10 protein-coding genes are annotated in these 15,417 nt (G+C 45.8%); 6 read left to right on the top strand and 4 right to left on the bottom strand.

All coding sequences use genetic code 11. The annotated features are described in order from the left end of the window. Nucleotides 1-112: 112 nt before the first annotated feature. The 4 genes from AC58P7_RS26785 to AC58P7_RS26770 form a co-directional block, all read right to left on the bottom strand. Nucleotides 113-700: a nucleotidyltransferase family protein gene (locus tag AC58P7_RS26785; protein ID WP_497348442.1), complete on the bottom strand. Its 588-nt coding sequence runs from the start codon at nucleotides 698-700 to the stop codon at nucleotides 113-115. Nucleotides 701-769: 69 nt separating this feature from the next. Next, nucleotides 770-1,108 (bottom strand): hypothetical protein, encoded by a 339-nt coding sequence (locus AC58P7_RS26780; protein ID WP_497348440.1) that lies wholly within the window; start codon nucleotides 1,106-1,108, stop codon nucleotides 770-772. A gap of 30 nt (nucleotides 1,109-1,138) precedes the next feature. Then, nucleotides 1,139-2,917, bottom strand: coding sequence for a cache domain-containing sensor histidine kinase (locus AC58P7_RS26775; protein ID WP_497348438.1), 1,779 nt, complete (start codon nucleotides 2,915-2,917; stop codon nucleotides 1,139-1,141). After that, complete coding sequence (locus AC58P7_RS26770; RefSeq protein ID WP_497348436.1) at nucleotides 2,914-4,488, bottom strand: response regulator transcription factor; 1,575 nt, start codon at nucleotides 4,486-4,488, stop codon at nucleotides 2,914-2,916. The genes AC58P7_RS26775 and AC58P7_RS26770 overlap by 4 nt, the downstream gene beginning before the upstream one ends. Nucleotides 4,489-4,675: 187 nt before the next feature. Here AC58P7_RS26770 and AC58P7_RS26765 point away from each other — a divergent pair, with 187 nt between their 5' ends. The 6 genes from AC58P7_RS26765 (at nucleotide 4,676) to AC58P7_RS26740 (ending at nucleotide 15,154) form a co-directional block, all read left to right on the top strand. After that, nucleotides 4,676-5,593, top strand: coding sequence for an ABC transporter permease (locus tag AC58P7_RS26765; RefSeq protein WP_497348434.1), 918 nt, complete (start codon nucleotides 4,676-4,678; stop codon nucleotides 5,591-5,593). Nucleotides 5,594-5,620: 27 nt separating this feature from the next. Beyond that, entirely contained in the window at nucleotides 5,621-6,520 is a 900-nt protein-coding gene (locus AC58P7_RS26760) for a carbohydrate ABC transporter permease (RefSeq protein ID WP_497348432.1), read from the top strand. A 62-nt stretch (nucleotides 6,521-6,582) separates the two neighbouring features. Then, nucleotides 6,583-8,145, top strand: a complete 1,563-nt coding sequence (locus tag AC58P7_RS26755; protein ID WP_497348430.1) for an ABC transporter substrate-binding protein — start codon at nucleotides 6,583-6,585, stop codon at nucleotides 8,143-8,145. 165 nt (nucleotides 8,146-8,310) lie between these two features. Continuing rightward, on the top strand, nucleotides 8,311-11,973 hold the full coding sequence (locus tag AC58P7_RS26750; RefSeq protein ID WP_497348428.1) for a glycosyl hydrolase 53 family protein: 3,663 nt from the start codon (nucleotides 8,311-8,313) through the stop codon (nucleotides 11,971-11,973). Between the two features lie 19 nt (nucleotides 11,974-11,992). Then, complete coding sequence (locus AC58P7_RS26745) at nucleotides 11,993-12,985, top strand: Ig-like domain-containing protein (RefSeq protein WP_497348426.1); 993 nt, start codon at nucleotides 11,993-11,995, stop codon at nucleotides 12,983-12,985. A gap of 147 nt (nucleotides 12,986-13,132) precedes the next feature. Then, nucleotides 13,133-15,154, top strand: a complete 2,022-nt coding sequence (locus tag AC58P7_RS26740; RefSeq protein WP_497348450.1) for a beta-galactosidase — start codon at nucleotides 13,133-13,135, stop codon at nucleotides 15,152-15,154. Nucleotides 15,155-15,417 lie beyond the last annotated feature (263 nt).

The following is a 15,417-nucleotide window of genomic DNA, read 5'->3' as shown; positions in this document are numbered from 1 at the left end:
TGTTGGACAAATACAACTCATTACGGAATATTTCATGAACCGCCGTATACCGAACGGTAAGTACGGTGGTGTGAGAGGTCGGGGACTAGCCGTCCCCTCCTACTCGATTAATTCAAGGTTGAGATTGAGATAGGGAATGAACAACCGTTACCTTATCCCAGATCCCGCGCCAATTCTTCTTAACGAGGCGCTCTTCATAAGTGGCAGCTCTTGATTTCGTTCCTTCAAAGTAGCATGTCGGTTTGATCACCAGTTGGATCACATCTTCAATTCCACAAGGGGCTGCCAAGATGACATTATCATGCTCATCCAGTGTGAGCCCTAGTGCTGTCGCTGTTTCAGGAAACTTTGAGATCGCATCTACGGATGACGAATAGGGTGGAATGTTATTGACAACGTGCATTCTGGCTTCATTTTTGACAGACCAAGGAACATTCGGGTTCATTTGTTTAAGCTGTTGTTCTAATTGCTTTTCTACTGCTTCGTCCAGATGACAAGGATCAAAATAAATAACATCAACATCTGGTAGTGGCGTCCTCTCTGGAAAACGATGCAGCACATCCCAAATTTTCGATCGAACAAAACCTGCACAAACCCACCAATCAGGCAAGTGTAAAGCTTTAGCGGACCGTAGTATGTCCATCATCCACACGTCATCTTGAACAAGTTGGAGAATGTCTTGTTCAGTTTCCAATCTCACAGAAAACCACCTCCCGAACATACATTCTAATTATATCGAATAAGAAGAAATAGGGAAGGGATTTCTATATTAATTCAACGGTCCCAGCTTAGAAGCGCTGAAATACTGGTCATTCACCTTAACGGCGATGACGTCCTTCGACTCCATACCGTTGACTTCAAATAACAGACTACCTACTGGTTTGTCATTGGCATCTCCGTTTTTCTTCGGCATTGGCGATATTCTTCGCTCAATTTGACCAATTTGCTTACCAATATTTTGAATGGGAACTTCAGTTGCTGAAAGACCGTAAAGTGTGTTATTCCAAGCGACGGCGCTCGGATAGCTGCTGGACGTTTTGGAGCTAGATAGGGGAGAGCATCCAGCCAATACGGCTATCGCGAACAAAATAATTGAAATTCGTTTCATTTAACTCCCACCTCCGTATCCGGTTTAACCTCATTCTTCTTCCTTGGTAAAAGGAAACGTAATCTCAACCTCCGTGCCCACACCGGGAACACTTCTGTACGTCATCTTCGCAGGATCCCCGAAATAGTGGCGAATACGTTCGCCTACGTTTTTGACGCCGAAGCTGCTGCCGCCGATCCGACTGCGACTAATGCCTGCCATCATATCCTCGATAAGGTTGGCACTCATGCCCACACCGTCATCCTTGATGAGCAAGTGAACCGTATGATCTTCCAGATACGCGCGTATTATGATGCTGCCTTCACGTTGCGTTCGCCCCAAGATACCGTGGAGAATGGCATTCTCGACAAGCGGTTGGAGGGTGATTTTCGGGATAGGATGGGCCAGCAGTTCTTCCGGTACATCGATCTGAAAATCGATCTTATTTTCGAACCGAATATTCTGAATCTGCACATAGAAGGAGACATGCTGCAGCTCTTCGCGCAGAGTAATCACATCTTTGCCGCTGCTGAGGCTGACTTTGTAGAAACGAGCGAGAGCTTTAACGACCTTCTTAATGTCGGTGTTCAATCCGCTGTCTGCCATCCAGTTAATGAGATCCAACGTATTGTAGAGGAAATGAGGATTAATCTGGGATTGAAGCGCCTTTAGTTCCGCATTTTTGACCTCTTGACCAAGTCGATAGTGCTCTTTATTCATCGTGCTTATCTGCTCAATCATGTAATTATAGGTTTGAATGAGCTCGCCAATCTCATCTCGGCCCTGTGTTTGGGCTAGTGCAATCAGATTGCCTTTCTGTACATCTCGCAGGCGGCTGGTTAATTGCGTGATGCGCCGAGTGACGGAGTAGGAGAAGAGGTAGGCTAACAAGTATGCAATGACCGTCACAATGAGTAAAATAACGAGTAAATCATTACGCAATTGATGACTTTGCTCCACGACCTCATTCAGAGGAATGACCGTAATCATCCCCCAATTGGAAGGCAGTTGTCTAAACAAATAATAATTGTTGTTCGTTTGCCAGGTCGTGGAAACGGCATCATCCATTGTGTTGGGTAAATCCACCTTCGTTAAGGTAACGGGATCCGAGGCAAGGACAACTTTATTATTTTGATCCACGAGAAAAGTCGTGCTATTCCGAACTACATTGGCCTTGCGCAGCATGGAGCGGATCGTCTCGGCCTGAACATCCACGCGTAATTGACCGATAGGGTTGGCATAGTTGTTGGGATCCAGAATACTTCGGACAACGTAGAGTGAAGTGTTATCATGAGACGCCTTCTTACTAAGCTCAGGGGCTGAGCACCACAAATATTTGGCGTGCGATTCATCTAAACGATCAAAGCAAGGACTGTCCTTGGTTTCGGCTAAAGGCAAGAAATTCTCAGTCTCATTTGCGAAAATGAATGCATTCGGCACGTAAAGGATAACGCGTGAGATATCCAAGCTATCCTGCATGGAGCGCAGCAGCTTTTTGAGATTCGCATATTCTTGCAACTCACGGTTAATATCATTGGTCACATTCTTATCCATCAGAATATCGGATATCGCATTGTTGGATACCAGAATATTCGTTGTTTCCGCGATCCGCTGCACGCGATAATTGAGAAACGAGTACGTCTGATCGAAGCCTTGCTTAGCCGAATAAGTCACATGATTGATAATGATATCGGACATTTTCTCCGAAGCGATGAACTGATAGAAGCCAAGCGGCAGCATAATTAAAAGCAAATATGTGTACATGATTTTGTGACGAAGTTTCGTATTGTACAACCACTTCCGCAGGAATTGAATCAAAGAGAAGATCATAATTGACATCGCTCCCGATACTCAGAAGGGGTCATGCCTGTTGATTTGCGGAAAATTTTGGCGAAATGCTCCCCGTCTTTGAACCCGACTTGCGATGCTACATCCAGCACTTTCAAACGGTTGTTGCGAAGCAAATCCTTCGCTTTCTCCATCCGATACTCGGTGACATACTGCTTGATGGTTTTCCCGGTCGCTTCTTTGAAAATCGAAATAAGATGAGAGGCCGTCATTTGCATATGATCGCTCACATCCTGTACAGATAAGTTGTCATCAGCAAAATGGAGATGTATAAAGCGCATAATTCGCGAGCTTGTGGAGGTAAGTCCGCCATTGGATCGATCCTGGACAGCTTTCCTTAATTCATCCAGCTTAGTCGCTGTCACGCGATGAATGTCATCCAAATAGTGGCATTCCAGAATCAACTTCCACGCGACATCGTTTTCCTCGGAGGTGTCGAAGAGAGTAATGTTCCTGCCCTGCGCAAACTTATCCATTTCCAGAATGAAACGGTAGTAGAGTTCTTTGACACTCACAATTAAAGTGCCTGGATGCTGGCGAATATCAGAAGTTATCGTCGTGATCAGCTTATCAGCAGCATCGAAATTCTCTTCAGATAACGCTTCCGAGAAGCGGCTCAGCTGTTCCGGCTGAACCACATAATGCTGAGAATGTGCGTCACTTCCATGACTGTCATGCAGAATAAGTGAGCATGGCTTATGAAAGAACGATTCCTGAAGGCGAAGCACGGCGATTGTATAAGATTCCTGCAGCTTATGAGCGGAGGGGACGATTTTACCTGCTGCGATGGAGAATAACGCATGTTCCCGCTTCAAAGCTGAGGCAAGCTCGTGACTGAGCTGCTGCACTTGGCTGAATTCTAACGCGTCATGCTGCTTGGAAAAGAAGTGAACGATGGCATGATGGTCATCCTTCCAAGCATACAAGTATGGCTTTTCGCTAGGACTCAGTGCTTCATCTATTAATTGTCCTAGTGTTTCCTTCTGTAGACCAGGGGTAATGAGCTTAATGATGGCAGTAGCCGCAGGCGCTTGCATGATGGCAGTGAAGTCAGCCGCCAATAGACGATTACGCAGCATCTCCTCGTCATAACCGCCGCGGATAAGCTGCAAAGCGGCTTCTTGCTTCATAAAGCTTTTGTTTTCTTTCGCTACCGTATCATTCGCAACATGCCGCTGTTCTTCTAAGACAATCTCAATGGCACCCCGCAAGGCTTCTTCCAATTCTTCCACATCAATCGGTTTCTCTACATAACTAACCGCTTTGAGTGTTATCGCGGCCTTCAAATATTCTTTATCGGCATAACCGCTCATAAAGACGATTTTGCATTGCGGGTATTTGCGGCGAAGGTGAAAGGCAAGCTCGATACCATCCATCCGCGGCATGCGGATATCGGTGAGAACGATGTCTGGCTTAAACTGCTCCGCGATGGTAACCGCATCGAGCCCATCGACAGCTTCTCTTAATTCCGTGATGCCGAGATGCTCCCAGCTAATGGATTTGAGCACGCCATCTCGTGTGAATTTCTCATCTTCTGCAAATAGTAGTTTCATGGCAGGCAACCCTCCCTTAGATGTAGCTATAGATTATCTCATATTTTCATGCAATACCACTAGCTAGAGGAGCTATCTGCAAAAGTTACAGGGAATCGATATTTTGTCGGGTTATCACGTTACTTCGAACCTGTTAATTTAGATACAGGAGAGAGACAACTAGAAGCGGATGGGGGAGAGGATAGAAATGAGAACAGGGCTCCTGTATCGAATGAGATCCAAGAAAGCGTTGTTATTCATGATCGCGCCGGCAGTGCTTTACTTTTTGCTTTTCAGCTATGTCCCAATGGCGGGCATTGTGCTGGCGTTCAAACAGTATCGATATGATTTAGGAATTTTAGGCTCACCATGGGTAGGATTTGATAACTTCAAGTTCTTCTTCATGACAGGGGATGCCTTCCGAGTTACTCGGAACACCTTGCTGTATAATGCAGCTTTCATCATTATTAATAATGGTCTACAAATTATCGTCGCCATCTTCATGGCGGAGATCGGTTCCAAGCTGTTCCGCAAAACAGCACAAACGATTATGTTTTTACCTTACTTCTTATCGTGGGTTGTAGTGGGCGCTGTAGCCTACAATTTGTTCAACTACGAGCATGGCACTGTGAATACGCTGCTGCGAACTCTGCACATTCCGGAATTAGACATCTACACAACAACGGAATATTGGAAATACATCTTAATTTTCTTCTCCGCTTGGAAAGCGGTCGGCTATGGCGCCGTGTTCTATATGGCTTCCATCCTGAGCATTGACCGTGAGACTTATGAAGCTGCTGAAATCGATGGGGCTAACGTCTTCCAACGCATTCGGTACATAACGTTACCGTCACTACGACCAACGATTACGATTCTGGTCCTACTGGCGATCGGCGGTATATTCCGCGGAGACTTCGGACTCTTTTATCAGCTGGTGGGCAATAATGGTTTGTTGTATGAAACAACAGATGTGATTGACACTTATGTATATCGCTCCCTACTAGTTAACAACGAAATCGGGATGTCATCAGCGATTGGATTCTATCAATCGATTCTGTGCTTTATCACCATCATGGTGACGAATTTCCTAGTACGTAAATCGGATAAAGATAATGCCTTATTCTAAACTTACAGCAACTTGCGAGGTGTTCCTATGAGTACGACCAGTGTGAAAAAGAGTCAAATCGATCAGCGAATCTTAGATACGATTGGCTATGTCTTCATAGCAGTGATATGTTTGGCTTGTTTAATCCCATTCCTGCTTATTATTAGCGGTTCGTTAACAAGTGAATCATCGATTACGAGTGATGGGTTTCGGTTATGGCCGAAGGAGTTTTCGTGGGATGCCTACACCTTTGCGCTAAAACATCCTGAGCAATTTGTGAGCTCTTACCTGTTAACCATCGTATTGACAGTGACAGGAACTGTCGTGGGATTATTTATATCTGCGATGGCAGCGTATGTGCTGCAACGCCAGGATTTTGAATGGCGCAGCGGATTTTCGTTCTTCTTCTACTTTACGACCCTGTTTAACGGAGGACTTGTACCTTGGTATATCTTAATGGTTAACTATTTACACATGAAGAATACCTTCTGGTCACTGCTTGTCCCGCCATTGTTAAATGTGTTCTATATTATCATCTTGCGAACGTTCCTTCGCAGCATACCGGATGCGATAACCGAATCTGCCAAAATCGATGGAGCAGGGGATTTCACCATATTCATTCGATTGATTATCCCTTTGGCAAAGCCAGGTTTGGCTACGATTGGATTGTTCACCGCACTAAATTACTGGAACGATTGGTTTAACTCGTTGCTGTTTGTACAGAATGAGAAACTGTACACCCTGCAATATTTACTATATAAAATGTTAGGGAATCTCGAAGGCATTCGCAAGGTTATGGCGATTACGGGGATGCAGGTGACGGACTTACCTGGCGAAAGCTTAAAGATGGCCTTAGCCATTCTAGTTACGGGTCCGATCATTTTCTTGTATCCGTTCGTTCAACGTTATTTTGTTCAAGGCTTAACGGTTGGAGCTGTGAAAGGGTAACCCCGGGAATTTCAATTCCCGGTTTATCATAACTTATCTATCATTTATAAGGGGAGAATCGAATGGCAAACACGAAGAAATTAGCCACACTAAGTCTGGCATCCTTATTTGCAATGGGAACTGTACTGTCAGCTTGTAGCTCCAAAGAAGCTTCGCCAACACCAAGTGCGTCATCAGTGGCTCCACAAGCAAGCGCTTCCGCGACGACAAGTACGGGCATCGATACGAGTAAAGAAGTGAAGCTTAAAACGGTATTACTCGGCTCCAAGCCGAAAGGTTTCGATGAGGTTTATGGGGAAGTTAATAAATTAATGAAGCAAAAAATTAATGCAACCCTCGACGTCAGCTTCCTTGATTGGGGCGAGTACCAACAGAAATATCCGTTGATGTTTGCTGCGAACGAAGATTTCGATCTTGTGTTCTCCGCAACTTGGTCCTATTATGCACAGCAAGCGACGAAGAACGGTTTCATGCCTTTGACCGAGGATCTGATCAAGAAGTTCGCTCCGAAAACGTGGGCGGAAGAGCCGAAGGTCGCTTGGGAGCAAGCGAAGATTAATGGCAACATTTATATGATTCCGCAAAACAATTTTGAATATAGCTACCATATGGTTGGTATCCGTGGCGATCTTCGTCAGAAGTATAATTTGCCTGAGCTGAAAACGTATGATGACTATGTCAACTATCTCAAAACCATTGCCGAAAAAGAGAAGGATTTCAAACCAAGCATTGGTGTCAGTGAATTTAATGCTGTTGAGTTGGTACAACCGAACGAGTGGAACTTTGTGGTGCCTCAGCTGCCTATCGTGTATAAAGTAACAGAAGCAACAGGGAAATTATTTAACTACGTAGATACACCAGAATTTGCAACTTTCTCGAAGAAAATGTTCGATACGCAAAAAGTTGGCGCTTGGTCTCGTGATGCTATTGCCAACAAAGTGGATAAAACACAAGCTTTCAAAGACGGCAAATTAGCATCCGTGGAGTGGAATCTGGGTACACTGTTGCGTACGAAATCCGAAATGCAAACAACGCATCCAGATTGGAAAGTGGAACTATACGACCTAAGTGCAGACAAGAAACGTCTGTCCAATCCGTTCATCAACAACGGGATGTCCGTTCATGCTGGCTCCAAGAACTATGAGCGCGCTCTGATGGCGATTGATCTTCTTCGTTATGATCCAGAAATTCATGATTTGACGAACTATGGGATCAAAGGTAAGCACTATGAGCCTGTTGGCACCGATCAGTTCAAGCCGCTTGCTGCTTCCGCTGATTTCCCACCATCCGGTACAGATCCTTGGGGTTGGAACTCGTTGCATGAGCGTATTGATTCAACCGTAGCGGCAGAAACAACAAAGTTTACAAATGACTGGAAGAAAAACGTGACTGTCAATCACCCGCTAGAGACGTTTACGTTCGATGATTCCAAAGTGAAGAATGAAGTTGCTGCTGTTAGCAATGTGATGGAAACGTACGGTAAACCATTATTCTATGGCTTAGTTGATCCTGCCGATGCTGCACATGGTTTGCAAACGTTCAAAGACAAGTTGAAACAAGCAGGTATTGATAAAGTTGTGGCTGAAATGCAAAGCCAAGCAGACCCGATTATAGCTAAAAAATAAGAGGGAACAGACCGCTTCCTGCGTGCAGGAGGCGGTTTTTTGTGCTCCCATAAATTGAACAGGAAATCGATATTTTAGCGGGTTATACTGACGATTCCATGTTGGTAAGATGAGGATGAGCATATGGAAAGCGTTTGCAAAAATAGTGTGAGAGGATTTGAGTCTATGAGAAAACTTCAATCGAGACAATCCATGGATGAACGACCGCGTTTCGTGGTGGGGAGAAAAAGCTTAGCCATCGCCATGGCTGCAATGTTGACCACTGGTGTGCTGCCAGCGACATTATCCGTCGTTTCGGCAGACACGCCCGTTGTTACAACTCCTGCGGATATTCATATCAACCCCATTCCTGGACTATCGGGGGATTTCATTAAAGGTGCGGATGTATCTATGCTGAAGCAAATTGAAGTCAGCGGGGGTAAATTTTACGATGGCAGTGTAGAGAAAGATGCTCTTCAAATCTTGAAAGACCATGGTGTGAATTGGGTCAGACTTCGCGTGTGGAACAATCCTGTTGATGCCAATGGCATTGGACTAGGCGGCGGTAATAACGATAAGGCGAGAACGATCGAAATTGCCAAAAGAGCGCATGATCTCGGCCTCAAAGTGCTGTTAGATTTCCATTACAGCGATTTTTGGGCAGATCCCTCCAAACAAACGAAACCTGCGGCTTGGGTAGGTCTTAACACGACCCAGCTTCAACAGGCGTTATACGATTACACGTCAGAAGTTATTCAAGGTTTGACGTCTGCGGGCGTGATGCCGGAGATGGTGCAGATTGGGAACGAGACGAACACAGGAATGGTGTGGCCGGATGGGCAGACAACGGGTAGCGGCGGCTATGACGGTTGGGCAAACCTGGTCAAAGAAGGCGTACGAGCTGTCCGCGATCATGATCCGAATAACGCTAATCCGCAACTACGGACGAAAATCATGATTCATTTAGCGGATGGCGGGAATAACGAGCTGTTTCGCCGTAATTTTGATAAGCTGACCGAGCGCAATGTGGATTATGATGTGATCGGCTTTTCGTATTATCCCTATTGGCATGGCCCGCTGGAGGACCTCAAGAGAAACATGATCGACATCTCTGATCGATACGGTAAAGAAGTGCTAGTAGCCGAGAATGCCTATGCGTATACGCTGAATGATGGGGACAATTTTGCGAACAATTTCGGTCCTGGTCAAGAGCAGTTAGGCGGGTATAAAGCAACTGTACAAGGGCAAGCGCAAGAAGTACATGATGTGATGAATGCCGTTGCGCAAGTTCCTGATGGGAAAGGACTAGGTGTATTCTACTGGGAACCGGATTGGATTCCAGTGACAGGTGCAGAGTGGAGCTCCAAGGCTGGGGAGGGCAATGGCTGGGAAAATCAGGCGATGTTTGATTTTACCGGTCATGCGTTGCCATCGCTGGATGTATTTAATCGCGTGTCTGCTACGCAAAGTGCTACCCCATTTGTAGTAGAAGCGACCGCGATACACCAGGAACAAATTAACGTCACTGTTGGCGGGACATTGCTGCTACCGAATAAGGTACAGGTTGAATTTACCGATGATTCTGTTCGTGACTTACCTGTAACATGGGATACCGTTAAAGAGGAAGATTTGCTGCACCCAGGAACAATCCAGCTTCAAGGTACAGTGGCAGGTGTCCAGTTAAGAGCCGCAGGTATTATTACGGTGCAGGGATCCACCAATTTGGTGAAAAACCCCGGATTTGAAAGTGGCAATAGCGCCTTTTGGACCATCACTGGCAGCAGCAGTGCTGTGAAAGTCGCAGCGGACAGTGCAAATGCTCACGATGGTAGTACATATGCTTTACATTACTCTTTGCCACAGGCAATGCCATTCTCAGCTACGCAAACGATTACGGGCTTAGCAAATGGTACTTACACATTGAAGGCTTGGTCGCAAGGCGGCGGTGGAGAAAGCAGCATGAAGCTGTTTGTGAAAGATTATGGCGGTGAAGAAGTATCTGAACATATCGTGAATGCGGGTTGGCTGGTATGGCAGCATCCGATCCTGATGAATGTTGAGGTCAAGAATAATACGGCTAGTGAAGGCGAAGCGCCCAATGGTACAGCAACGATCGGTGTCAAAGCTGACGGCAACTCCGGAAATTGGGGCAATATCGACGATTTCGAGTTTTATACGGATCGTTCAGTGGAAACGATTAGTGCACCTAGTCGTGTTGCAAGAGGCTCCACGTTTAACGTAAACGTTGGGAACGGAGGTTTAGTTGATACGATTTATGCGGAAGATCTTCAGATTACGTATGATTCGGAAGCATTCGAGTTTGTATCTGCTCAAAGCGCATCCCCGACGGTACAGTTACTTACGACAGATTCGCATACGTCAGGTGTTGTTAGGCTGATTATCGGGCATCAGGGTGGAAAGTCGTTGAATACGAACTCTGTTACGCTTACCTTGCGTGCAAAAGCTGAGTCCACGATGGCAGAAGGAATCGTAAAGGTTGCTGCAGCACAATGGGGCACGGCTCCAGCAGGTGGGGTCCTGACGCCAGCAACGTTAGGATCGGCAACAGTTACGTTGGTAACGGAAGACATAAAAGAAGAGCCAACTAATCCATCTGATCATCAAGGTACGGGAACAATTTCAACAAATCCTGAGGCTACCATCGAGATAAACGCTAATGGTGCAGCTAGCCTGAAACAAACGCCAATCTTGACTACTAGCCAGACGGCAGTTGCAACGTTATCATCTGACGTTTGGATCAAGATGAAGGATTTGGCGAGAGCCGACGGTAATGGAAATAAGAAAATGTCGTTAATACTACAACAAGTTGAGGGTGCCACTTCCTATGAACAACAGCTTCCTAAAGAGGTATTACAAGCTACGGGTGGCGTTCAGCAAGTTGAGATTGTTACGCCAAATGGGACAGTTTCTCTACCAAGTAACATGCTCAGTTCCTCGAGTGAAATTGGATCGGAACCCATTAGCTTAACGATTGGAAGTGTGGACCCTTCAAGAATTCCAGATGCGCTGAAAGCGCAGATTGGCAGCAAGCCTGTCATTGATTTGCAATTAAAATCAGGTGGGGAAGTGTTCCAATGGCATAATCCGTCTGCGCGAGTAACCGTTACCCTGCCTTATGAGCCAACAGCAGAAGAACTGCAAAACCCTGATCATATCGTGATTTGGTATGTGGATGGGAACGGGCAAGCAGTAGCTGTTCCTAACGCTAAATATGATGCAGCTACACACAAAGTTGTGTTTACAACAACGCATTTCAGCACCTATGCGGTGGCTTATGTGAACACTACGTTCAAAGATTTGGTTGGCTTCGATTGGGCGAAGAAAGAGGTGGAAGCCCTTGCATCCAAAGGCGTAACGACTGGCACATCCGTCGATACGTTTAGTCCTGAGCAAGAAGTTTCCCGCGCAGATTATATCGTGATGTTGGTAAGATCATTAGGACTTACAGCGGCAAATGCGGATGATCGTTTTACAGATGTTACCGCAGCTGATTATTATGATGAAGCGGTTCGAATTGCCAAAGCGCTCGGTATCGTCGAGGGCAGTGATGCGCAGCATTTTAACCCTAAAGCACCGATCACGAGAGAAGATCTCATGGTGATGACAGCCAGAGCAATCCAGCTTTCGCATCATGTGGATGAAAGTAGTGAGACTGGCTACCTAGATGCGTTCTCGGATAAGTCTGAGGTTTCGAGCTATGCGAAGGCTTCGATCAGCAATTTACTGCAAACAGGTCTTGTACAAGGTAATGGGCTCGGAATTGCACCGAAAATGTATACGACAAGAGCTGAGGCAGCTGTCATTCTGTACCGGTTGTTTCATTTCTAACTAAAGGAGGTTGATTGAATTGAAAATCAAAAAAGGTGTTCTTACTGGCATTTTCGCTGCTTCGTTACTGATCTGTAGTCTGCCTGTGGGCAGCCCCGCTCAGGCAGTTGACGTGATTCCACCTGCACCGGTGAATCTTGCTTTAGATGGAGATTTCGAAGGAAGCGACTCGTCACCTTGGCTGATTGAGGGGGCGCAGGCTTCGGCAGTCGGGATCAAAAAACAGGATAACCATACAGCTGGTGGCTCATATTCCGCTGCCTATTGGTCTGCTTCAGCCTTTCATTTTAAAGTATCTCAAAGAATTGAAGGCTTAACAGATGGCAGATATGTGCTCTCAGCCTATACGCAAGGTGGAGGAGGGGAAGCGAGTTCCCGACTGTTTGCAACAGTTGATGGAGCAGACCCGATCCGATCGGATTTCAGTAATTCAGGATATAATAATTGGCAACATCCACAATTAACCCACATTAATATTACGGTTACGAACGGCAGCTGTACGATTGGATTTGAAGTGGATGGGAACGCGAATAATTGGGGATCCGTTGACGATATTATGTTTACTCGTATTGGTGATGTAGAATCGATTCCCGTTTCCATGACGGTTCAGCCTGTACATGTAACCTCGTGGTTACATGCGGTGCCTCAGCTACCCACAGTCGTAAGTGCCGTTTATAACGATGATCGTTCCTATCTTCAAGTTCCTATTCATTGGGCGCCGGGTCAAGCGTCTGATTATGACCACTTGGGTACGTATTCATTAATTGGCACCATCCAAGGTTCAGATACAACGGTAGCTGCTACAATTACGGTCATAATGAAACCAGCTGATTTGAATGCAGATGGGCTAGTGAATGTTGCTGACTTGGCGCTGGCTTTCTATGATTTACAAGCAATTGCTGGCTCAACGAATTGGGATCGAGCTCAAAAGGCGGATCTCAATAATGATGGCATTGTCAATCTGACGGATGTTCAATACATTGCCACTCAAATGATGCAGTCGAAATCTTGAAAAATTACATATAATCGATAGTTTGTAGGGTATTTTTCACTAGAGCGAACTGATAGAATGGGTTCATATTTACGATAAAAATGAATCCATGAGGTGATCATCTTGTCCCTTACCTATCCACCAATTAGCCCGAAACTGCCGCTTTTCATGCACGGCGCCGATTATAATCCTGATCAATGGCAGCACGATCCACAAGTCTTGGAAGAAGACATTCGAATGATGAAGCTGGCCAAATGTAATGTTATGGCAATTGGCATCTTTGCATGGTCTGCACTTGAACCAGTCGAAGGTACCTATACCTTCGATTGGTTAGATCGCGTGCTCGCTACTTTCGCCGCGAATGGCATCTATGCTTGGCTTGCGACGCCGAGTGGTGCAAGACCCGCTTGGATGGCGGAGCAGTACCCGGAGGTACTGCGGGTTGGGGCGAATCGTGTGCGCAATTTATTCGGCGCGCGGCACAATCATTGCTATACTTCTCCTGTGTATAGGGAGAAAGTTGCTATGATGAATACACAGTTGGCTGAGCGCTATGCGCAGCATCAAGCTGTTGTGGGTTGGCATATTTCGAACGAATATGGCGGGGAATGCCACTGTTCTTATTGCCAGGATGCCTTCCGAGGCTGGCTAAAGCAAAAGTATGGCACGCTGGACACTTTGAATATGGCGTGGTGGACTTCATTTTGGAGTCATACGTATACAAGTTGGTCTCAAATTGAGTCCCCGGCGCCACATGGAGAAAACCTGGTTCATGCTATGAATGTGGACTGGAAACGTTTCGTAACGGACCAAACTGTGGATTTCTGTCGGCATGAAATCGCGCCATTGAAAGCTGCGAATGCGCAGTTACCGGTCACGGCGAATTTGATGGAAGCCTATGAAGGGCTCAACTATTGGAAATTTGCGGATATTCTCGATGTGATTTCATGGGATGCGTATCCAACTTGGCATAATGGGAAGGATCAAAGTCAATTGGCTGCTTATTTCGCACTCAATCATGATATGTTCCGTTCGCTCAAGGGCGGCAAGCCGTTTCTGTTGATGGAAAGCACACCGAGCTTGACGAATTGGCAGGCAGTTTCCAAGCTGAAGAAACCAGGCATGCACCTATTATCTTCCTTACAAGCAGTAGCGCATGGATCTGATTCTGTGCAGTATTTCCAATGGCGGAAGAGCCGTGGTGCAAGCGAGAAGCTGCATGGCGCGGTCATTGATCATGTCGGTCATGAGCATACACGCGTATTCCGTGATGTTGCCGAACTTGGCGGCGCATTGGAGCACTTGTCCGATGTCATTGGGACTACGGTGCCTGCAGAGACAGCTTTGATTTTCGACTGGGAAAATCGCTGGGCTGTAAAGGATTCACAAGGACCTCGTAACATGGGCATCAACTATGAAGAAACCGTGATCAACCATTATCGCGCTTTCTGGGATGGCGGAACTCCTGTCGATGTGATTGATATGGACTGCGATTTCAGCAAGTACAAGCTAATTGTTGCACCTATGCTCTATATGGTTCGTCCGGGGGTTGGTGAGCGCATCGAACAGTTTGTCGCTAGTGGAGGAACGTTCGTTACGACGTATTGGTCAGGTATCGTTGACGAGAATGACCTCTGTTTCCAAGGTGGGTTCCCTGGGCCGCTTCGTAAAACGCTCGGCATATGGTCTGAGGAAATCGATGCGCTCTATGATGATGAGAAAAATCGCTTGATTTATAGCGAAGGGAATGCGCTTGAATTGGCAGGAGAGTATGAGTCACGTGAACTCTGTGAGTTAATTCACACAGAAGGTGCTGAGACGCTTGCGGTTTATGGTGATGATTTCTACGCAGGTCGTCCTGCGTTGACTGTACATGCATTTGGCGAAGGAAAAGCCTATTATATTGCAACGAGAACCGATGTTTCGTTCTTGAAGACATTTTATAAGCAAGTACTTGCTCAGGCTGGGATTACATCAGTGCTGCAAACGGAGTTGCCAGATCAGGTTACTGCACAAGTGCGGACAGATGGCGAGAATGAGTATGTTTTCCTTATGAATTTTGGTCAGCAGGCGCAAACAGTTAAGTTAGATGCTAATACGTATTGGGACATGCTGTTGCAGCAAACATTAGAAGCATCAAGCTTGCGGCTTGAGCCTTATGGGGTAAGAGTATTGAGAAGATCGAAGTAGAAGAGAGCATATGTGATAGTGAGAAGAGATGAAAAGCTGGATTGGGGAAACCTGATCTGGCTTTTTTGTTGTGGGTTAAGGCATTTTCGAGGAGCGAAATTAGAAAGTGAAAGGTGAAAATTGAAATTATTAATAACATAACATATGTTATGTAAACTAATTGCGAATCTAGAGGGATTTGTATGCTTTATGTGGAATATATATACAAATAAACTATTTAAACATTCCTTATTCCATTAAAGGGACAGATAATGGAATAGCAA

This window comes from Paenibacillus sp. J22FR5 (assembly GCF_059691975.1).
Note: the sequence above shows the minus strand (reverse complement) of the source record. Positions and strands in the feature narration are given on the sequence as shown.